The organism is Desulfonema magnum (genome assembly GCF_017377395.1).
In the GTDB taxonomy this organism is placed as follows: Bacteria; Desulfobacterota; Desulfobacteria; order Desulfobacterales; family 4be13; genus Desulfonema_C; species Desulfonema_C magnum.
On the sequence record NZ_CP061800.1, the window covers coordinates 4451926 to 4473126 of the forward strand.

At 44.7% G+C, this 21201-nt stretch carries 13 protein-coding genes; 3 read left to right on the plus strand and 10 right to left on the minus strand.

Translation table 11 applies throughout. The features are described 5' to 3' along the window. Positions 1-139: 139 nt before the first annotated feature. The 3 genes from dnm_RS17035 to dnm_RS17045 all read left to right on the plus strand — a co-directional run bounded on the left by dnm_RS17035 (position 140) and on the right by dnm_RS17045 (position 6536). Positions 140-1240, plus strand: coding sequence for a transposase (locus dnm_RS17035; RefSeq protein ID WP_207677902.1), 1101 nt, complete (start codon positions 140-142; stop codon positions 1238-1240). Between the two features lie 449 nt (positions 1241-1689). Further along, positions 1690-4647 (plus strand): chemotaxis protein CheB, encoded by a 2958-nt coding sequence (locus tag dnm_RS17040; RefSeq protein WP_207678116.1) that lies wholly within the window; start codon positions 1690-1692, stop codon positions 4645-4647. A 152-nt stretch (positions 4648-4799) separates the two neighbouring features. Further along, entirely contained in the window at positions 4800-6536 is a 1737-nt protein-coding gene (locus tag dnm_RS17045) for a hybrid sensor histidine kinase/response regulator (protein WP_207678117.1), read from the plus strand. 39 nt (positions 6537-6575) lie between these two features. Here the strand turns inward: dnm_RS17045 and dnm_RS17050 are convergent, their stop codons facing one another. From dnm_RS17050 to dnm_RS17095, 10 genes are all read right to left on the minus strand, one after another. Further along, positions 6576-8561, minus strand: a complete 1986-nt coding sequence (locus tag dnm_RS17050) for a methyl-accepting chemotaxis protein (RefSeq protein WP_207678118.1) — start codon at positions 8559-8561, stop codon at positions 6576-6578. A 123-nt stretch (positions 8562-8684) separates the two neighbouring features. Further along, positions 8685-9815, minus strand: coding sequence for a sensor histidine kinase (locus dnm_RS17055; protein WP_207678119.1), 1131 nt, complete (start codon positions 9813-9815; stop codon positions 8685-8687). A gap of 475 nt (positions 9816-10290) precedes the next feature. Then, a complete protein-coding gene (locus dnm_RS17060) occupies positions 10291-14322 on the minus strand; it encodes a PAS domain S-box protein (protein WP_207678120.1) in 4032 nt (1343 codons plus the stop codon). Positions 14323-14469: 147 nt separating this feature from the next. Continuing rightward, positions 14470-14892: a response regulator gene (locus tag dnm_RS17065; protein ID WP_207678121.1), complete on the minus strand. Its 423-nt coding sequence runs from the start codon at positions 14890-14892 to the stop codon at positions 14470-14472. Between the two features lie 507 nt (positions 14893-15399). Further along, positions 15400-15921, minus strand: coding sequence for a YIP1 family protein (locus dnm_RS17070; RefSeq protein ID WP_276571805.1), 522 nt, complete (start codon positions 15919-15921; stop codon positions 15400-15402). 176 nt (positions 15922-16097) lie between these two features. Then, on the minus strand, positions 16098-16241 hold the full coding sequence (locus dnm_RS17075) for a hypothetical protein (protein ID WP_207678123.1): 144 nt from the start codon (positions 16239-16241) through the stop codon (positions 16098-16100). A 31-nt stretch (positions 16242-16272) separates the two neighbouring features. Then, positions 16273-17460 carry a putative sulfate/molybdate transporter gene (locus dnm_RS17080; RefSeq protein WP_207678124.1) on the minus strand — a complete coding sequence of 396 codons (1188 nt, stop codon included), beginning with the start codon at positions 17458-17460 and terminating at the stop codon, positions 16273-16275. A gap of 76 nt (positions 17461-17536) precedes the next feature. After that, positions 17537-19390 (minus strand): SLC13 family permease, encoded by a 1854-nt coding sequence (locus dnm_RS17085; RefSeq protein ID WP_207678125.1) that lies wholly within the window; start codon positions 19388-19390, stop codon positions 17537-17539. An 86-nt stretch (positions 19391-19476) separates the two neighbouring features. Then, positions 19477-20385 (minus strand): response regulator, encoded by a 909-nt coding sequence (locus dnm_RS17090; protein ID WP_207678126.1) that lies wholly within the window; start codon positions 20383-20385, stop codon positions 19477-19479. Between the two features lie 296 nt (positions 20386-20681). Continuing rightward, entirely contained in the window at positions 20682-21131 is a 450-nt protein-coding gene (locus dnm_RS17095) for a sigma-54-dependent transcriptional regulator (protein ID WP_207678127.1), read from the minus strand. Positions 21132-21201 lie beyond the last annotated feature (70 nt).

The following is a 21201-nucleotide window of genomic DNA, read 5'->3' on the forward strand; positions in this document are numbered from 1 at the left end:
TTTTTTTAAGATTCACCATCGGCTGTTTTTTCTGAGTAAATATTACTCATCTGAGATTATGACACAAAAAAATCTTAACAGAAAAATATAATAATGGTATGACAGCTTTCAGAAAATAACAGATAACAGGGAGGCTGTCATGAGCGACAATGTGAACAGATATCGTGAGATCAGAAAGGCTTTGGACAATATGTATCCGAAACAGCCGAAGGGAAACGAGGCCCGGCGCCTGAACACGCTGGCCGCGATAATCAGCGGCATCACGGGGAGCGGGAGCTGCCAGCTTCCGAAAATTGCAGGCAAAGTTCCGGATGAGAACGCCGCGCCGGCGAGTGTGGAAAAGCGTATAAAACGTTGGATTTCCAATGACAGCATTGAATCTGAAACATTTTTTCTGCCGTTCGCACAGGCGCTGCTGATCAGTCTGGGACTTTCCGAAATTGTGCTGGCAATGGACGGAAGCACGGTCGGCCGGGGATGCGTAACCCTGATGATCAGTGTGATTTATAAAAAACGTGCCCTGCCCCTTGCTTACACGGTGGTCAGAGGTAAGAAAGGTCATTTCCCGGAAGAAAGCCATGTCGGACTGGTCGGGGAGGTTGCCAACGTGATACCGGAATCCGCGCAGAAGGTTATTTTTCTTGGTGACGGAGAGTTCGACGGTGTCGGTTTGCAAAAAAATCTGGCCGAACGGGGATGGCTGTATGTGTGCCGAACGGCATATAATACCAAAATTTTTTGGGACGGAGAGGAGCATCGTCTTAATGTTCTCGGTGTGTTCACGGTTCCGGACAGCTATCGGTACATACGCAATGTTTTGTTCACAAATAAAAAATACGGACCGGTGACGGTTGTCGTCTGGTGGGCGAAAGGAAATAAGGAACCGATATATCTGGTTACGAATATGAGATCGCCCTGGGAAGCCTGCCAATATTATTCCAAACGGTTTCGTATCGAAACATTTTTTTCCGACCAGAAAAGCCGGGGGTTTAATATTCATAAAAGTCATATTTCCGACCCTGACCGGTTGCGCCGCCTTATGATCGGAGCGTGTCTTGCCTACATCTGGATTGTGTTCCTGGGAACACTGGCAACGGAACAGGGCTGGGACAGAATTATTCACCGTGCCGACCGATGTGATCTGAGTCTCTTTCAATTAGGTCTGAGCCTGTTGGAATATTTTTTAAATTACGACATACCTGTTCCGGTTGCCTTTCAAATGTTCAATCCGACTCTCTAGTCATCAATCATAAACGGAACCTGTGTCACATACAATTTATAAAATAAAATCAGATTATTATAAAAAGTGTACGGTAGTGAAAGCCGGGTCTGTTTTCATCCGTAAAAGTAAAAAAACCGATTTCTTTTCATAAATGTTTTGTCTGCATATTGAAAAGATATAAAATTCTGCACATAGATGTCAACAGAAATATCAGAGGGCTGCTGTGAGGCGAAAATCCACAGGTTTTTTCCGGTTCATTTCATTCTTGTAGAATCTCTGGAATATGTTATATCTTTGGCATAAATGAATGTAAGGTGGGTTGCGCTTCGCTCCACCCACCCTGCATTTCCCAAACTACGTCATATCTTCGGCATAAAAGAAAATAAAGGTTCCCTGTCCGGGACCGCACACAGTCCGGCAGGAGCGTTTAAGGGGGCTTTTATCCCAAAATATAAGGAACATTGATTATGGTTATAGAAAAACAAGAAAAACCTGACATCCTGTCAGAGAAAAATACAGAACCGCCCGAACACGACAAGCCGGAGCCTTTGTTTCCCATTGTGGGTATCGGCGCTTCGGCAGGCGGTCTGGAAGCCCTTGAAAGATTCTTTTCCAACATGCCGGATCACAGCAACATCGCGTTTGTGATTATCCAGCATTTAAGCCCCAGACACAAAAGCATTATGGGTTCTCTTCTGTCCAAATATACTCCCATGAAAATCCTGGAAGTGAAAGACGGCATGAAGGTCGAGTCTGACCGTATCTATCTTAACCCTCCGGATAAGAATGTCACGCTGCTCAGTGGGGTGTTCTGCCTGATGGATCCGGTAAAAACAAGCGGGGTGAATCTGCCCATTGACTATTTTTTCCGATCTCTGTCCGAAGAACTGGGCGAAAAAGCCATCTGCATTATTCTGTCCGGTACTGCGACAGACGGAACCCTGGGCATAAAAGCCATCAAGGAGAAAGGCGGCATGGCCATGGTTCAGAGTCCTGAATCCGCCAGGTATGACGGGATGCCCAGGAGCGCCATTGACACAGGGCTTGTGGATTATGTTTTGTCCGTGGAAAAGCTTCCTGTTGAGCTGATAAAATATCTGCGACAGCCTTATATTGAGGGACCCGGAAGAATTGAAACCGAGGGGGAACAGTTTGAGAACTATCTGAGGAAAATATTTGCCATGATCCGGGCCAATACAGGACATGATTTTTCCAATTACAAGCAGACCACCATCCGCCGAAGGATTGAAAGGCGCATGGCAGTTCATCAGATTACGACATTAAAGGATTATATTCTCTATCTTCAGAGAGTTCCCGCAGAAGTAGAAACCCTTTTCAAAGACATGCTGATCGGGGTAACGAATTTTTTCAGGGATCCGGAGGCATTTCAGATCCTCAAAGATCAGGTGCTCCCTGATTTTATAAAGAAAAAAAGGCCGGATGCTTCTGTCCGGGTATGGGTTGTGGGATGCTCCACCGGAGAAGAGGCTTATTCCATCGGAATTCTCTTTTCAGAAGTCATGGAGATACTGAAAAAACATCTGAATATCCAGATATTTGCCAGTGATATTGACAACGAGGCCATTGATTATGCCCGTATGGCAGTCTATCCTGACAGCATTGCCGCGGATGTGTCACGGGAAAGATTAAGCCGCTTTTTTGTCAAGACGGACAATACTTACAAGGTCAAGAAACAGATCCGGGAGATGGTGGTATTCGCAGTTCAGAATCTTATCAAAGATCCGCCCTTTTCCAAAATAGACCTGGTCAGCTGCAGAAATCTGCTGATTTACATGGATTCTGTCCTGCAAAAAAAGGTCCTGCCCCTGTTCCATTATACCTTGCTTCAGAGCGGGGTTTTGTTCCTGGGCAGTTCTGAAAGCATCGGGGACTTCAGAAATCTTTTTTCCCCTGTTGACGTGAAATCCAAAATTTTTAAACGGGAGGACTCGTTTACAGACAGAGTAGTTGATTATCCCGGGATACCATTTTACGGTGACTTTGCTTCACGCCGGGGAGATGAGGAGGCCAAGATTTCCACTGTGGCAGATATCCATAATCTCGCGGAAAGGGTCGTGCTTGATAATTATGCCCCGCCATCTGTTCTGGTGAACGAACGCTTTGAAATTGTACATTTTATAGGCAATACAGAGAAGTTCCTGAAAAATCCCGTGGGCAAGGCAACCTTTGATGTCCTGAAAATGGCCCGTGAAGGTCTGCGCTATAAGCTTGGCACGGCCCTTCATAACGCGGTGAGGCAGAAGAAAACAATTGTCTGCAAGTCGCTGCGAGTGAAATATAATAATGCGTTTCAAATTGTTGACGTAATGCTCAGACCGCTTACGGACGCACCTTTTGCACAGGGATTCATACTTGTCATGTTTGATGACAAAACCCCTTCCGGAACATTGGTTTCCGGAAAGAAAAAAAACAGCACCTCGGACACTCCGGATCCGAAAACCCTTGAACAGGAATTGGAATCCACCAGGCAATATCTTCAGACCACCATTGAGGAACTGGAAACTTCCAACGAAGAACTCAAATCCACGAATGAAGAGTTACAGTCGGTGAATGAGGAGCTGCAAAGTACCAACGAGGAGCTTGAAACATCCAAAGAGGAACTGCAATCCACCAATGAGGAACTGGTGACAGTGAACACGGAGCTTCAGAAAAAGGTGGATGAGTTATCAGAAAGTAACAATGATATTAATAACCTGCTTTCCAGCACCGAAATCGGAACCATCTTCCTGGATACATCGCTTCGTATTAAACGATTCACCCCTGCCATGACAAAAATTTTCAACCTGATTCAGTCTGATATCGGCCGGCCCATCAGCCACATCACTTCAAATGTGCAGCATGATGATCTTTGTAAAAATGCCGAAGATGTCCTCAGAACACTGGATCGTAAGGAAATGGAAATACAGAACAAGGACGGTATATGGTATGCCATGCGAATCGGACCCTACCGGACAACAGAAAATGTGATTGACGGGGTTGTCATTACTTTTGTGGATATCACTTCGCTGAAACACGGAGAGGAACTGAAAAAGGAAATAGAAAATCGCAAATCTGTGGAGGAAGAGCTTCGGGAACAGCAAAATCTTTTCAAAAAGATTCTGACCACCACACCGGACCTGCTTGTATTAAAAAACCGGGATGGCGTGTGTCTGGCCGCGAATGCTGTTTTCTGTGAACTGGTGGAGAAGTCGGAGGATGAAATCGTTGGTAAGACAGAATCAGAAATCTTTTCCCGGTCTGATGCTGAAAAATACCGGAAGGAGGATGTGAAAGTCATGGAGACGGGCAAAACATGCGTCCGGGAGGAAAAAATCGGTAAAAAATCCGTACTCCTGGCCAGAGCCCCGGTTTTTGAAGAGGATGAAAAATGTGTGGGAATTCTCTGGTCGGTTCGTGAAAGGTGACAGACCGCCTCGCAGACAAGACCGCCTCGCAGACAAGACCTCCGAGGTTTTGAAAACCTCGGAGGTCTGACTGACTGAGGAACAGACGTATTAAAAAATTAAATGTTACCCCCCCCCCCCGTTTTTTTGAGGGAGGGGGCAAGGAGGGAAATATGAAAAAAAATGATACATCCGCAGACGCTTCCGCTCTGCGCAATCATGCGGAAACAGAGGCCAGTCAACGAAAAGAACTCTCTGACCATGATATCCGCCATTTGTCTGATGAGGAAATCCGGCATCTTGTCCACGAGCTGCATGTCCATCAGATCGAATTGGAAATCCAGAATGAGGAACTGCGGAATAAGCATAATAAGCTTGAAGAGGCTTACTGTAACCTTGAAGCGCTTCAGCGCAAATATTATGAGCTGTACGACCTCGCGCCTGCGGGATATTTCACGCTCGGGGAAAAAGGGGAGATTCTGGAAACAAATTTCACCGGAGCCGCCTTGCTGGGAATGGAAAGGGGGACCCTGACCGGACAGCCCATAACCCATTTTATCCACAGGGAAAGCCAGGACGCTTTTTATTTCCATCGCATGAAGGTTTTTGAAACAAAGGCGCATCAGATCTGTGAAATCAGAATGAAGAAAGCAGATGGCACACCTTTCCATGCGTTGCTGGGGAGTGCAGTATCGCAAACAGGAACCAGCACGCCGAAGATATGGCGCATGGCCGTGACTGACATCAGCGAGCAGGTTCGCCTGGAAGCCGAACTTCGCCACGCTCATAAGATGGAAGCCGTCGGAACACTGGCGGGCGGTATTGCCCACGAGTTCAACAATGTTCTTTTTCCCGTCATCGGATATACCCAGCTGCTCATGCAGGACGCGCCGGAACACAGCCAGATTCATGAAGACCTGAAACAAATTTTTACGTCAGCCCTGCGCGCCAAGGAACTGGTCCGACAGATTCTCAATTTCAGCCATACAGATGATAAAAGTCAACATAGATCCATGAAGATTCAGACTGTCATAGAGGAGGCTGTCAGCATGTTGAGAGCCTCGCTTCCCGCGACCGTTGAAATCTGCGAGGACATAGATATGAATACAGGCTCCGTTATAGGGAACGCTGCCCAGATATGCCAGGTAATCATGAACCTCTGTACCAACGCATATCATGCCCTGCCGGATGAAAAAGGCATCATCACCATCCGTCTGGCCCAAGTGACTGTTGATAAACTATCTGATATGAAATTAAACTCCGGAACCTATGTCCGGCTGACAGTGACAGACACGGGCCACGGAATGGAGCCTCATATAATAGAAAGGATATTTGATCCGTATTTCACCACCAAAGAAGTGGGCAAAGGCACCGGTATGGGGCTTTCGGTGGTTCACGGAATTGTCATGAGTCATGACGGAGAGATCGAAGTCCGCAGCGACCCGGGGCAGGGGACCGCATTTTATATCTGGCTACCTGTGATCAGTGTAAAGGCTGTGTCCGAGCCTGAACCTGCTTGTTCTGACCCGTTGCCACGAGGCTCTGAGCGCATTTTGTTTGTGGATGACGAAGAGCAGATCACGGGGATGATGACATATGCTTTGGAGCGTCTCGGTTATGAGATCACAGCGCTGAACAGCAGTACGGATGCGCTGGAGTTGTTCCGTATGGAACCGGACAGATTTGACCTTGTTATTACTGATATGGGAATGCCCCGGATGCCAGGGGATGAACTGGCTGAACAGCTTCTGAATATCCGGCCTGACATTCCCATCATCATCTGCACAGGATTCAGCCATAGGATCACAGAAGAAAAAATTAAGGCCCTGGGGATTCGCTCGCTGATGATGAAGCCTGTCTGCGTGAGAGATGTGGCTGATACCATTCGGAAGGTGCTGGATGAAAAATAAATACCCACCCTACATTTTGGCAATAAAAAAATTTCCTGATTATTTTTTATAATCAGACTTGAAAAAATTGTTCTGGGACAGGGAAGACAGGTGGTGTCCCTCCAGGACAACGGATCTTCCTGAATTTTTTCCCTTAAATGTCATGGCATATGTTTTGAAATCAACCTTATTTCTTTTCTGTGATCGTGATATGGATTCTTTGCCATTGCCAGCCCCTTCCCTGCCTCCGCTCACCAGGGCCGCCAGTTCTTTTACAAATGTTTTCATCTGATCGGCCTGTACATTTAACTCCTCTGATGCGCTGGCAGATTCCTCTGACCCGGAAGCATTCTGCTGGACCACTTTGTTTATCTCTGACACAGCCCGGTTCACCTGTCCAATTGCCAAGTCCTGATCATTGGAAGCTTCGGAAATTTCATGTACCAATTCACGCAGTCTGGCAGTGCCTTCGGCCATCTGATTGAAAGCTTCATGTGTTTTATTAACCAGTCGGGAGCCATCATGAAGTTTGTTTATAGTACCTTTAATAAGGTTCGCCGTATCCTCGGCAGCCTCAGCTGTCTGCAAAGAAAGATTCCGTATCTCCTGGGCCACCACGGCGAATCCGGCTCCGCTGTCACTGGCTTTGGCAGCTTCTATGGCAGCGTTAAGCGACAGAAGATTGGTCCGAAAGGCAATTTCATTAATTGTTTTGATGATTTTAAATGTTTTTTTGCCTGATTCAAAGATATTTTCCATGGATTGAACCAGTTGCGTCATGAAAGCTTTTGCCTGTTCGATATTCTGAACAGATGTTTTTACAATTGTGTTTGCCTGCTCGGCATGATTGGCGTTTTGCCGGGTCATGACAGATATTTCTGTCAGAGATGAGGATGCTTCCTCAATGGAAGCGGCCTGTTCCGATGTCCTTTCGGCCAGGGAACGGCTTGCGGAAGAGACCTGTGAGGACGCTGACGAGACCTGTTCACCGCCATCGCTCAGAGATTTAATGACGCGATTAACAGGGATTGTGATGCTCCGGGTGATAAAAAAGGCAAATAAACAGCCTGATATGATTGTCGTAATTAGTAACATTGCAAGAAATCTTCTTATATCAGACACAAGTTTTTTAGTTTTTATGCTGATGCTGCGCGCGGTTTTTTCCGCCTGCGTCGTTGTTTCCGAGGCCATGTTGATGATTGACATGGCCTGTGTGTGTAAATGTTCGACTAAATCTGTCTGTTTTTTCTTATTTTTTATCCATTTTTTCATCAAATTCAGGTAGATTTCCGAGTGTTTCCTTACCAACACCCCTCTTTTCAAATCATCGGGATCTTTGGAAAGAGTGAACGTTTTATCTGCCATCTGAACCATTTTCGCTGAGGTGTCAGTCAGTCCGGCCGCGTCTTCCGAACGCTGGTGCATCATATACTGATATTCATGTCTCCTTATTTTATTGTATAACCCATTGGCATTGTTAGCAAACCTCAGTTTGATAATTCTTTTTCCGACATCTTCAATATCCCAATATTCAACAGACCTTTGTATTTTTTTATTCTGGCCGTTTATGTAGTCAGTCCACTGTTTTTCAATGACAGTTCCGTTTGCTTCCATCTGTTTTTCTATTTCTTTGTTCTCCAAAGCCAGTGACACATATTCCTCTCCGATTTTCGTATATTCATTCATATTCTGTTTGGCAACACCAACTGCTTTCAAAATATCCTCATGCTTCAGAGCCGTGGTGATCGGTATGATCTTATCTAATGATTTTCTGATGGCATCACGATACTCAGCCCATTCTGTTTTACTTTGCTCATTCAGCTCATATTTGAATTCATGGGACAGGACATGTGTTTTCCACATAAGCCGCTCAGTCTCAACAATAGCCGATGTCTCAGGAATTTCCAGTGTGGCAAGCTGATGGACAATCTTCCCGATATTGCCTAACTGCCAGATACTCACCCCGCCGATAATTGTCGTTAAAATCAATGCAATTGCAAAGCCGCCAAAAATTTTTTTATCAACGCCCATTTTTTCCCAAAACATTATTAGTTCCTTTCCCTGTAATTAAATCTGTTAGTTATTATTAGAAAAATTATAAAGCTGAAAATTAAGCTTGAAAATCGAACATTTCGACTTTTCAATTCTTAATTCTCAATTCCAGAAAAGTTATTTTGGAACAGGAATTTGAACGGTAAACCTGCTCCCTCTCACAGCATGGCTTTGGACGATGATATTAAAATTCATTTCTTTTGCCATTTTCTGTACCACATGCAGCCCGAGTCCCGTACCGTTCTCTTTGTTCGTAAAATACGGTGTAAAAATTTTATCCTTTAATTCCGAGGAAATTCCGCAGCCTGTATCTTCAATATGTACTGAGATAAAAGACATATCCTCAGCGACTTCGGCCTTTAATGTCAGTTCTTTTTCCGGCATTCCGTCCATGGAATCAATGGCGTTCAGAATGAGATTTTTAAATATTTGTTCAAACTTGTATCGGTCCTCCCGGATACATATCCCCAGACAGTTCAAATCTGTTTTCACTGAAATGTCTTTCACAAACAGCAGATCATTGAATATTTCAAGACAGCCTTTCAAAAGACGCTGAATCTCCAATTTTTCAATTTCATCCTCGTAGGTCTGACCCAGTTTCATAATTTTTTTATTGAGGGTTGCAATTTCCCGGGTAGCTGTCCGGATATTGGCGAGGTATTCTCTCACGGCCCCTTCGTCTTTCAGTTTATTCATCAGCAAATCCACGCTTCCGCTGATGGACATAAGGGGATTATTCATCTGATGGACAAATGTGGCAATGATCTCAGAAAGCTCATCTGCTTCACCATAAGTGTCTGATTCAGTTTTTACTGTGTTTGAATGGTTCGTCATATATATTTCCAGCATCTGCTGAAGTTTTTCACGCATATTTTTTCGCTTTAGCTCCCGCTTTTCCAGTCCCTTGACGATTGATTTTTTTACAGATTCAAAACTAAGCGGTTTCTCCAAATAATCACTGACTTCAAGATGGATCGCCTCGACCGAACTCTCAATGCTGCCATTTCCTGTAATAATAATAGGGATGATTTCCGGAGCCTTTTGTTTTATCTCCCGTATCACCTCAAGACCGTTTATGTCAGGAAGAGACAGATCAACAATCAGAACATCATAATCTTTCTGATGTCCGAAAAGAATACCATTGCTTCCATCCTGAGCCACATCCACCTCATATCCCTCAAATGCGAGTCCCATTGAAAGGGCTTTCCGGATGGAAGGCTCGTCATCAATAACCAGAATACGATTCATAATTATTCTCCCATAACTTGATGATCAGATTTTTTGGGTGCGTCCCACCTTTTACACACCCGAAAAAAATTAGCCACAAAGCCACAGAGAGACTTTGTGAAACTTCGTGTCTTCGTGCCTTTGTGGCAAAAAAAATTCCGACGGGCGAACACTTCCGAGGTTTTGAAAACCTCGGAGGTCTGACATTCAGTTCAGCTGTCAGAATTAATTTGGTCGGGTATTCGTTTCTGCAAAGCTGTGCCGGTCCCCTCAGAATCAGTGGGGTCAGACAGTACTTTTTATTCTGCATAATATGTGCCAAGTCAGACAAAAGAGGACATTTTTTAAAATAGTTAAATAATTATAAGTAGTTGAAAAGAACTGTCAGAAGGCATGCTGAAAGGTATCGGATCAGAAGCGATGAGAATATTATCAATAAAGGACTGTATAAAAAACTGTTAATTTATAAACTTAATTTAAAATCAGATGGTTATATTTATGATAATATTGTCATCGAATTCTCAGCCACGCCTGGCGGCTCAGATCCGACATAAGCAGGTATCTCAACAGTAAAAATGGTTCCGCTGTTGTGTTCGCTCATCACAGAAATGATTCCGCCGTGTTTTTCAATGATGTTATGAGATATGGGCAGCCCCAGGCCCGTACCTGTGGACTTGGTCGTAAAAAAAGGATTAAAAATATTTTCCAGGTCTTTTGAATCAAGGCCGCAGCCTGTATCTTCCACTTTCACACAGACCACTTCACGGTTCTCATAGACAGATGATGCTCCCCTGCAAGTGGAAATAATAAGCTTTCCCCCGTTTTCCATGGCCTCAACAGCATTTAAAATTAAATTGTTCATCACCTGCTGCAATTGTATCGTGTCACCGAGGATCTGTGGGAGTTCCGGGTCAAGATTCGTTTCCAGATGAATGTCTGACTTCAGGATTTTTGCAAACCACAGTTTCAGAATTTCATCAATAATACCATTGATAACGATCAGGTCCTTGGATTCCATCGGCGATCTTGCAAAATTAAGTACCTGTTTTATTATTTCGGATATCCTGTTCACATTCACTCTGATTTCTTCAAGAATCTCTGCTTCCTGATCTGTGCGGTCAAATTTGTTCGGATCGCATAATATATCCAAAAACAGGCTGATGCCAGAGAGGGGGTTTCTGATTTCATGGGCAATCCCGCCCGAGAGCTGCCCCAATGACGACAGACGGTCCGCCCGGATCAGTTGCTCTTGTGTTTTTCGTTTTTCTGTGATGTCGCTGATACGCACCATCGCCCCGGTCATACCGTGGGCCTCCGCTTTCTGAAGCGGATATATGGTAATCTGTTCATAATTATCCGGATATATGAGACTTTTTTGTTCAAAAGACTTGTGTTCGCCTTTTTGTACAACCAACGCAATTTTACAGCCTCTGCAAAGGTTTGTTTCTCTCCTCAGCGACTTAAAACATGGCTGCTTGATAATTTTATTAAGTTCGGAGATTTGATAATATTTTATGGCAGCATGGTTTAACATCTGCACCGACATGTCCTGATCAAGCATCATCAGCGGATCTGAAATAGCATCCAGAGCTGCCTGGAAGATGGCCCTGCCTTTCTGAATTCGTTGCCGGGCCTTTGCCTGAGTCGTTATATCTTCAAATGTGATGACATATTTTCCATTTTTCAAGTTTACGGAGTTGAAACTGATGGTCTTATTCTGTCCGTCCTGACAAACAACCTTGAAAACAACGGCCTGAACATGGTGTTTGATCTTGAGATTTTTCTTCCAGGCAGAGATCACTTTTTTTCTGTACTTTTTATCCGGATATGCCTTTTGAAGCCATGATCGGAAATCAGGCGTATCCTCTGTGGTGTAGCCGAAAATTTCCACAAATTTGGGATTGTAATATTCAACAATTCCACCAGAGCTTGATATGCACAGACCAATCGGAGCATTTTCCACAAGCGTTCTGAACCGTTCCTCACTTTCCCGAAGCGCTTCCTCAGCTTTTTTACGCAGGGTGACATCTCTTGCCACCCCATAAGTCCCCATAAATGTCTTGTTTTTTTCCGAAACAGCCTTATCATATATTCCAACGGCATTCAGTTCCGCGATAATATACCCGGTTTTAGTTATAAAGCGGACTTCCGCTCTTTTTGAAGCCCGTTCTCCTGTTCTGCGTTCATTCACATACCAGCGTGATTTTTCCAGATCTTCGGGCCAGATAATAAAAGAGAAGTGCTTACCAATGAGTTGGTCCGAGGTAAATTCAAGAAGGCTTTCCGCTGCCCCGCCAACAAAGACAAAATTTCCTTCGGCATCCAGAAGATAAATAATATCCGGTGAGTTTTTTACCAGCATGCTGTACTTCTTTTCTGATGCTTTCAGGGCTTTTTCCATGTCCCTGCGTTCGGCAATTTCTTTTTGGAGCTGATCAATGGCTTGCGTGAGTTCGGATGTGCGCTTTTTAACCTTTTTTTCAAGCTGATTCTGATAACGCTTTAATTCTGCTTCATGTTTTTTCCGTTCGCTTATATCCCGAACAACAGATAACGCGCTTGTCTGTCCCCTGAAATCAAAAAGTGTGGCGTTCACCTCCGCCTGAATTTTTTTGTTATATTTGGTTCTGAGAACGATTTCAAACAGAATATGGCCGTATGTAAATAAATCTTTAATTAAAACAGGAAGTTTTTCCATACATTCAGATGCGGTGATGTCATTATGTGATAAAGACAAAAATTCTTCTCTTGTGTATCCGAACATTTCATACGCGCGGTCATTGGCTTCCATGAAATTTTTCAATGCTCCGTTTTCAGTCAGACGGTGGACAATAAGCGCGTCATTGGCGCTGTTAAACAGCAGACGCCATCGTCTGTCACTTTCCATCAGGATCCTCTCCATATGTTTTCGTTCTGCCTCCTGATCTATGCTGTTCAGGGCATAAGCGATATCTTCAGCAAGTTCTCTGAACAAAAATTTTTCCTCATCATCTGTCAGGAGTTCCCGAGGCGTGGATACAACTAAGAAGCCATACACTTTTTTCTGAAAAGCCAGCCGGATGGTCATGGTCCCCATGGCTTCGGGACTGATGTTGGAAAGAGGACAGTCCGGGCAGGCTGAGGGATTTTCGGTGATCACAATATCTGACTGATTCAGCGAAAGCTGCGCACAACGAGGCGGATTCCCATGGGTTAAGCGTTCTTTCATCAGCAGAAAATCATCACCCAGACCGTCTTCTGCAAATGTTGGAAATCCGCCGGCATTATCAGAAAGCGCAATCCAGGCATTGCGGTAGCCCCGGTTTTTTGTCAGGTTATTGCACGCACCGTTAAGCAGCTTCTCGCTGTTCTTTTCCCTGGTGATCAGCTGGTTCACATTGCGAATCGCGTCAAGCACAGCAACAAGATGCTCTATCTTGGCCTGAGACTGCTTTTGATAAGTAATATCCTGTAATGTGATAAACACCCTGCCGTTATCTAACCAGATTGCCCTCATATAGATATCTTTTATGACGCCATCCTTGCAGACAATGCTGAATTCATGTTCCCCTCTTTTTCGGTTTCGATCTTTTTTCCAAAGTTCTGTTATTTCCGCCCTGACATCCGGATTCGGATAGGCTTTTTCAAACCATTGTTTTCTTGAGGGTATGTCTTCCAAAGTATATCCTGTTATCTTATTGAATTCAGGATTGATATAAAGATATTGGTCAGTTTCGTCAATAAGGACAATCCCGTAAGGACTTTCTTCAAGAACAGATGAAAATGCGTCTCTTTCCTGTTTCAGTAATGCTTTTGCCTGCTCATGCTCAATGGCCCTTCCCAGTCGTCTGGCAATTGCGTTGAGCAGCCTGCGTTCCTCATTGAGAAAGATGCCCTCCTCTTCTTCCGGCGCTGACTCCGGGTAAAAGACTTCCAAAATTCCGATTCGGCTGCCGGAAGCCATGATGTCAGTGGTTTTTTTCCAAGGCGTTTCTTGAAAATTTTCAGTTTTGTATTCATGGGTGCTGACGCTTATCCGTGCGCAAGATATCCGCGGATACTGCCAGGCCAGAGGAATGAGTGATACGGCCTTCTGAAGAAACACTTCAAAGGAAATGTCCGGGTTTTCCCAAAGCTTGCTGATCCCATAGAGGCAATCCAGTGCTTTCACCCGCACAGTAAGCGCATTTGCCTGCTCTTGTAAGATTTTTTCTGATTTTTCAATTTGTTCGCTCAATCCGCTGACAAGCAGAGAAATACTAATAAAAATCAGCGAACGGAAATAATCATCCGCGCCGAGCGAATCTGATGTGAAAATCAGGTTGCCGGAAAGGAATATGATGCCTAAAAACAGAGCCACAAACAGACCTTTTCGCTTCCACCAGAGGGAAGCTAAAATAATCGGGAAATAAAACAGATGAGTAAAGACCGTGCCAGTTTTAAGAATACTATGAAAATAATAGGTGAGAATACATGCGCCTGCCAAAAGAACTGACATGAGCGCGATTCTGAATGTATTGTTCTGTTTTCCGAATCGTTGTTTCATCATTGTTTTGTGTTCTGAATCGTTGTTTTATTTATCATAAAAGAAATATCAGGTGTCAAGTGCTCTGAGATTTTAAGAAATATTCCAACAAATAACTTACCCGCACGGTGACACTCTCTGAAGAGGATCCGAGAGGGCGTGCGGGTATATTCATTTTTGAGCAATGCCTTCAATACGCGGCTGCTGTATTGCACGAAGCTGATCTTTCAGACACTTATTTTCGAGAGCGTTTTCAATGGTGAGGCGAAGTTCCTGGGCATCAATGGGCTTGACAAGATAGTCATAGGCCCCGCGCTTTACTGCTTCAACAATGGTTTTCACTTCGTCAACAGCAGTGAGCATGATGACAATGGTATCAGGGGCTTTATCTTTTAATGCCCTTAAGACATCAATGCCGTTCATATCCGGAAGACCGATATCAAGCAATGTCAGTTCCGGCTTTTCCTGGTGAAAAAGTTTCAGCGCTTCCGCCCCCAGTCCTGATGTAATAACCTGATATTTATCTTTCAGTATCATCTGAACCGCTTTTCTGACACTGTTTTCATCATCCACAAAGAGAATGGTTGTGTTCATTTTTCCTGTGTTTACAATTGGCTCCTATATATCTGTTTCTGAAATGATCTCGTTCCCCCGCCCGGTCTCGTTGATCTCGTTGATCTCGTTTGATCTCGTTCCCACGCTTTGCGTGGGAATGCAGCGGGGACGCTTCGCGTCCTGATTGATCTTGTTGATCTCGTTGATCTCGTTCCCACGCTTTGCGTGGGAATGCAGCGGGGACGCTTCGCGTCCTGATTCCGTCCGCTATACGGGACGCGAAGCGTTTCTGAGGCATTCCCACGCGAAGCACGGGAACAAAACATAAAAAAGGCGCAAAAAAGCCTTAATGAATTGCTTTTTTTTATTTTTTCTGAAAATTTGTATAGGTTTTAAAAAAATATTTGTTGCTCCGGAGTGCCAAGCTTACAGGTTAGCAATCTTTCCGAAGTCCGGAACCCGGCATATCCTGCCAAACTGCAAGTTTGGCACTCCGGATAATTTTTTGTTAAAACCTACAGAAAAGAATGGATGAAGTCAATAGGGTCAGGAAGAAATTATAGGTAATAAAGACCAGAAGAAGAACATCACAGACAGTAAGGACACACCGATAATAAGAACAGCCTGCCCCCATCTGAGATCGAAGCTTTTTGTCATGCCTGTTCCGATGAGCCACCATTTCCATGGTTCGGTGAGCCAGACAAAAAAAGGAAGCCATGACGCCAGGAGCGTCACCCCTGAGGAGAAAGCATATACACTCAGAAAGCGGGTAAACGTCACGCGTTTTCCCAGGCTCATAATCATGATCATGTAAGCAGTGCCGGCCGTAATAAAAGTCATACCCATCGCGTTGATAAAGAATACACTGCCCAGAAAAAGCGGATTCGGAGGCATATTGCTTATCAGACTGGCACCTGTGAAAAACAGACTTGAAACAAAAAGAAACCCCACAGATCGTTTCCAATCCGCTTCCTGCGGAAGTTTCATGAAAAATTCTCGGGGGTGTCCGAGTATCTGTGTCAGGGTCTCAAAATAAAAAACAAGAATAGATTTTTTCTTTTGCAGCATATGTTCACCTTTATATGAAAGTGTTAGGTGTCAGGTGTCAGATGTCAGGTGTCAGGTGTCAGGTGTCAGGTGTCAGGTGTTAGGTGTTAGGTGTTAGGAAAAAATATTCGTCATTCGTTGTCAGAAATGTAAAAATGTAGTGCGGTGGGTTCCGCTTCGCTCCACCCACCCTACATTTAAAGCAGACCTAATTTTGAAAGGATACCCCATACCAGCATAATGAGTGTCATGACAAAAAAAACTTTTCGTTCAGTGGCTTTGGTGTAATACGTTTTTCCATCATCATGCAATAAGGTTTTTTTCTGCCGGGTTTTTTCCATGAGTCAATCTCCTTTTGAGAATTTTTAATTCTCAAAGTTGTATATTCTTCCACTTCATCAGATATGCAATGATAATGCCGAGAAAAAAGGCTATTCCCATATTGGTTGTTGCAAAGCCGATGCCCGCGATAAGGAATGATAAGAAAAGATCATTCTTTTCAGTGACATCTTTTATCATCAGAGCAAGTTCAAGTCCTGCAAAAAGAAGAAGAATTCCCAGAACCGCATTGGGGATGGCTGAAAGGAATGATATGCCGATTTTACCAAATATCAGGGCAATGATCAGGAAAACAAGGCCGATCATGATGTTTGCTCCGCCGGTCCTGGCACCAAAGCGGTAATGCGCGGCCAGTCCGCCTGCCCCGTGACACATGGGCATCCCTGCAATCATGCCTGTGACCATGTTCATCAGGCCCATGCTTACGCCAAATGCCCGGTATGTGGCTTTGTTTGTCAGATCATTCTTACCAAAAAGCGTATAACAGGTGTCTGCTGTTCCCATAACCGCATTTCCCAGTGTCAGCGGAATCTGCGGAATTACCAGGAGAATAAAAGCCGTGATAAAATCACTTCCCGAAGGCATGTAAAACTGAACTGATGTGGGCCCCGGTCTCAGGGTCATATTGTTCAGTCCTCCGAACAGGATGCCAATCACAAATCCTGCTGTCACCAGTACAAGGGCCGCGGGAAACCGTTTGCTTGACAACAATAACAGCGTGAGCAGCGTCCCGATAATTCCGAGAACAAGATTCAGTGATATTCCTCCGAAAGAAAACATGGAACCGGGCTGCTGAATAAAAAACTCTGTTCTGAGGATAAAACCGATTCCCTTGTTCATAAGAATAAACCCGAGACCTAACTGAATTCCTCTCATAATCGGCTTTGTGAAAAATTTTGCAAGCCAGTCTATCAGACCGGTGAAGGCCAGGAACAGCAATATGACACCGAAAAGAATACCCGAGGCTGCGATAACAGGCAGGGAAATTTTATCAGGAAATGCAATGGCAATGGCAGATACGACTTTCAAAGGCTGGACAGGAATGGGAAGTTTGAAATATAATCCGCTGAAGATATAAAAAAGTCCTACCATCAGAAATACCGGCGTGACCCCCAGACCGGTAAGAAGTATCAGTGAGACAGACAGAGGAATGAGTGTCCCCAGATCTCCGAGTGAGCCTGAAAATTCAAGCCTGTCAAACCTGTATGTCGCAATCTGCATAAAGGAATATGCCTTTTTTTTTCCGGAGTGCCAAACTTACAGTTTGGCACTCCGGATAATATTGTTTTGGTATGCTTCAGAATCCCGGAAGTCCTCCGAATCCTCTCCACACCCAGTAAACTGCCGTAATCCCCAGCAGAAGGATATTTGCTACGAAAAATATGGGAATTCCGACTCTGAGATAATCTTTGGGTTCCAGATAGCCGCTGGCATATACAATCGCGTTGGGCGGCGTGCCAATGATCAGGCAGTACGCAAATGAGGACGCAATCGCTGTGGACATTGCCATAAACGGGAGAAAAGTGCTTCCCGGATGAACCAGTCCTGCCATATTCAGGGCAATAGGACCAACAGCCGCTGCAGCGGGGCCATCTGCCATGAGATTGGTAAGTACGGCAGTGAGACCGTTGGAAGTCACCATGAGCGGAAGTCCCGAGTCCATCCCCAGGGGCGCGAGAAGATCAATCACTGTTCTTGCCAGCCAGTAGGCCGCGCCTGTGCTGTCCAGGGTTCTGCCGAAAATAATCGCACCAGCATACAGCCAAACCACACCCCAGTCAACCTTTTCCTGATAATCTCTCCAGTTGACAACCCCTGCAAAAATATAGGCAATCGCTCCTGCCACCGCAATCACACCAATACCCAGGCGAATGGGATAAATCCCCATGTTATAAAACGCTTTTTCCGTGAACCACCCGAAAACCATGACAATAAAAATACCAAGTGCCCATTTCTGTTGTCCGTTCCAAGCCCCCATCTTCCCAATTTCGTTTTTCAAGTGATCCATGGCAGGTGCCAGGGAGATGATGCGGGGTTTGAACCGCCAGTTGAGGATAATCCAGGAGGCAGGAATCATAATAATAACATAAGGAAAACAATAAGTGACCCACTGAAAATAACCAATATCAAACCCGAACATATCCGTCAGGTAGGTCATCATAATAACGTTTCTTGCGCCGCCGGAGGGTGCCCCGGGTCCCCCGACATTACACGCCATGGCAATGGCAATCATCATCATCTTTGCCAGTTCGGGATCTTCCGGAACTTCCTTGGTCAGACTGTTCTCATACAGCAACATTCCGATAGGAAGGAACATGGCCGCGAGCGCGTGGTCAGAGATAAACGAGGCCAGCGGCGCGATAATGATAAAAATAATGAGCGTGATCCATCTTATATTGGGGACAGCCAGTTTTCTGAACATCATGAGGCAAACCCGCTTATCCACCCCGGTTTTAACAAATGCGGCCGCAAACATGAGACTTCCCATAATAAACCAGCAGGCATCATCCCAGTAAAGCATGGCCACTTCTTTTCTCGAGAGAACACCTGTGAAAACAAGAATCAGGCCGATACAAAAGGCCACACCCGGCAGAGGAATACATTCTGTCAAAAAACAAAGCACAACAAATACGCCCATGGCAATGGCGACTTTGATGTGCCAGGCTCCTTTATCAGCGGCTTTTTTATCATTACCCGTCAGATTTTCATATTTCAGACCTTGTTTTCGGAGTTCCACGGCGTTTTTCATTATCCCTGCAAAGGCCTCGTCCGTGACTTTTTCCTCAATATAGGTTCTTGCCTTGTCAAAATTCTTTTTATCAGCCTGTATTTTATATTTCTTCACCCAGTTGAAATCCCGGCTCAGAAAACGTTGTTTGGTGAGCGCGCCCATGCGCATATTTCGTTCCATCACCTGAGCGCTGATGAGCTGCCATTGTTCAACTTCCGAACTCGGATTATTGAAAAGGTCCTGGCAAATAAGATTGATAACCGCTTTCGGACCTACCTTGTATTCGGTTCCCACATCCTTCATTCCGTAAGGTGTGGGCAGGATCAGGATGAGAAAGAGGAGTACCACCGGAATAATGAAGGTTTTCCAATCCACATATTTGTCATACCCCGTTACTTTTTTCTTTTTCTCTTGGACCATTTTTTCTCCTTTCTTTGATTAAAGAGCAACGATTTCTGATACTTTTTCAATTGAATAACGAATCTGGCAAGTTTTCAGCCTTCAATTTACAGAATAATATTTGCCATCTCAAAGAAGAGTTCCTGCTCTCTCACCACGCCGATGATATTATCTCCGCTCGTCACCACCAGGCGCCGGATTCCCTGGCTGTACATGGTATCTGCCAAATCCATCAGATTGGTGTTCTCATCCACGGTCGGCGGTTCCTCTTCGGACATGATATCCCCCACTTTTTTATTGCCAAGGCTTTTTGACTGTGTGATGAATAAGCCGGACCAGAACATGGCGGAATACTGTATGCTGTCGGCCATGGAAGGCTTGGGCGCGGAAAGATAGGCCGGTCTTACTGCTCCGATCAGGTCCTTGATGCTCAGAAAGCCTTTCAGGTTTTCATCTCTGTCAAACACCAGGATAGAACGATGGCCGGTTTCCATCACGCGGCTGCTGGAAATCAGACCTTCAAAGGACCGCATGAGATGCTCAATTGCCTGCCTGACGGTTTTATCCTCCCCGATGGTGGTATAATCGTCAATGTGAATCATGATGTCCCTGGCAGTTTTCTCCGCATTGACCTCCCCCTTATGCACCACCGATGCATACGCATTATTAATCTTTGCAGCCAGAAGATCAATATCACAAGGTTTGCTCAGATAATCATACGCGCCAAGTTCCAATGAGGCTTTGGCCGAGTCTATTCCCCCGTGACCCGTGAGCATGATCACCTGTGTATCAGAACGGATTTTTTTGATCTCATTCAGAGCCTTATGACCATCCATTCCCGGCATTTTGATATCCAGAACAACCACATCATGGGGCTGCTTTTCAAGAATGTCTATGGCTTCTTCGCCGCTTCCCGCCATGGTGGTTTCGTAGCCCTTTCTGTTCAATATCTTAGATGTTGTCTTACGAAACTGTTCCTCGTCATCTACCATCAGCACTTTTATCTTATCCGCCATTTTTTACCTCCTTCAGTTCTCAGCTTTCAGTTTTCAGCTTTCAGCTTTCAGCTTTCAGCTTTCAGCTTTCAGTTCTCATTTAAGTACCTGAGCAAAAGTTTTTACAGATCCCTGACAAAAAAGCCCGGCTTTTTCCGACATGGAAACGCGCCTCATCCGGGAGAAAAACCCGGGTTTCTTCCCCCGTAAAGGCTGTCTCGAATTATAATAAAAACTCGGAAAAAATTTATGGTTAGGTACTTATTCTTGAATATTTCTTTACTGATAGCTGATAGCTGATAACTGATAACCAATTACTAATTCGTCTCTTTAAGAATTTCTCTCGGAGACTTCATAAATTTTCGACTCTGGGCCAGTCGAATTTTTTCCTCAAGTTTTTGCCGCTTTTCAAATGCTTCCTCGGCTTTGCGGATGAGATCATCTATATCCGCGGGTTTCATCAGATAATCTGTGGCTCCGGACTTCAGGCCGTCAACAGCAGATTCCACTGTGGCATGACCGGTCAGCATGATGACCTCGACCAGAGGAAATTTCTGTTTAATTTCATTCAAGGTTTCAATGCCGTCCATACCGGGCATTTTCACATCCAGAATAACGACATGAATATTCTGAGTTTTCAGCTTTCCCAGCGCCTCTGCTCCGCTCGTAGCTGTCAGGGTGTCATAGCCCTTTTTTGAAAGCAGTTTCTGAGTGGTGGAAAGAAATCTTTCCTCGTCATCTACCAGCATCATTTTCATTTTTTCCATAATGGTTCTCCCTTATTAAATTAGAGACAGGAAACCCGAGTTAGAGTTTCAAGTTTCAAGTTTCGAGTTT

What these genes read in the sequence shown, in the direction of transcription:
- dnm_RS17035 (WP_207677902.1), top strand. Translation starts at nt 140, where the DNA reads ATGAGCGACAATGTGAACAGATATCGTGAGATCAGAAAGGCTTTGGAC.
- dnm_RS17040 (WP_207678116.1), top strand. Translation starts at nt 1,690, where the DNA reads ATGGTTATAGAAAAACAAGAAAAACCTGACATCCTGTCAGAGAAAAAT.
- dnm_RS17045 (WP_207678117.1), top strand. Translation starts at nt 4,800, where the DNA reads ATGAAAAAAAATGATACATCCGCAGACGCTTCCGCTCTGCGCAATCAT.
- dnm_RS17050 (WP_207678118.1), bottom strand. Translation starts at nt 8,561, where the DNA reads ATGTTTTGGGAAAAAATGGGCGTTGATAAAAAAATTTTTGGCGGCTTT.
- dnm_RS17055 (WP_207678119.1), bottom strand. Translation starts at nt 9,815, where the DNA reads ATGAATCGTATTCTGGTTATTGATGACGAGCCTTCCATCCGGAAAGCC.
- dnm_RS17060 (WP_207678120.1), bottom strand. Translation starts at nt 14,322, where the DNA reads ATGATGAAACAACGATTCGGAAAACAGAACAATACATTCAGAATCGCG.
- dnm_RS17065 (WP_207678121.1), bottom strand. Translation starts at nt 14,892, where the DNA reads ATGAACACAACCATTCTCTTTGTGGATGATGAAAACAGTGTCAGAAAA.
- dnm_RS17070 (WP_276571805.1), bottom strand. Translation starts at nt 15,921, where the DNA reads ATGCTGCAAAAGAAAAAATCTATTCTTGTTTTTTATTTTGAGACCCTG.
- dnm_RS17075 (WP_207678123.1), bottom strand. Translation starts at nt 16,241, where the DNA reads ATGGAAAAAACCCGGCAGAAAAAAACCTTATTGCATGATGATGGAAAA.
- dnm_RS17080 (WP_207678124.1), bottom strand. Translation starts at nt 17,460, where the DNA reads ATGCAGATTGCGACATACAGGTTTGACAGGCTTGAATTTTCAGGCTCA.
- dnm_RS17085 (WP_207678125.1), bottom strand. Translation starts at nt 19,390, where the DNA reads ATGGTCCAAGAGAAAAAGAAAAAAGTAACGGGGTATGACAAATATGTG.
- dnm_RS17090 (WP_207678126.1), bottom strand. Translation starts at nt 20,385, where the DNA reads ATGGCGGATAAGATAAAAGTGCTGATGGTAGATGACGAGGAACAGTTT.
- dnm_RS17095 (WP_207678127.1), bottom strand. Translation starts at nt 21,131, where the DNA reads ATGGAAAAAATGAAAATGATGCTGGTAGATGACGAGGAAAGATTTCTT.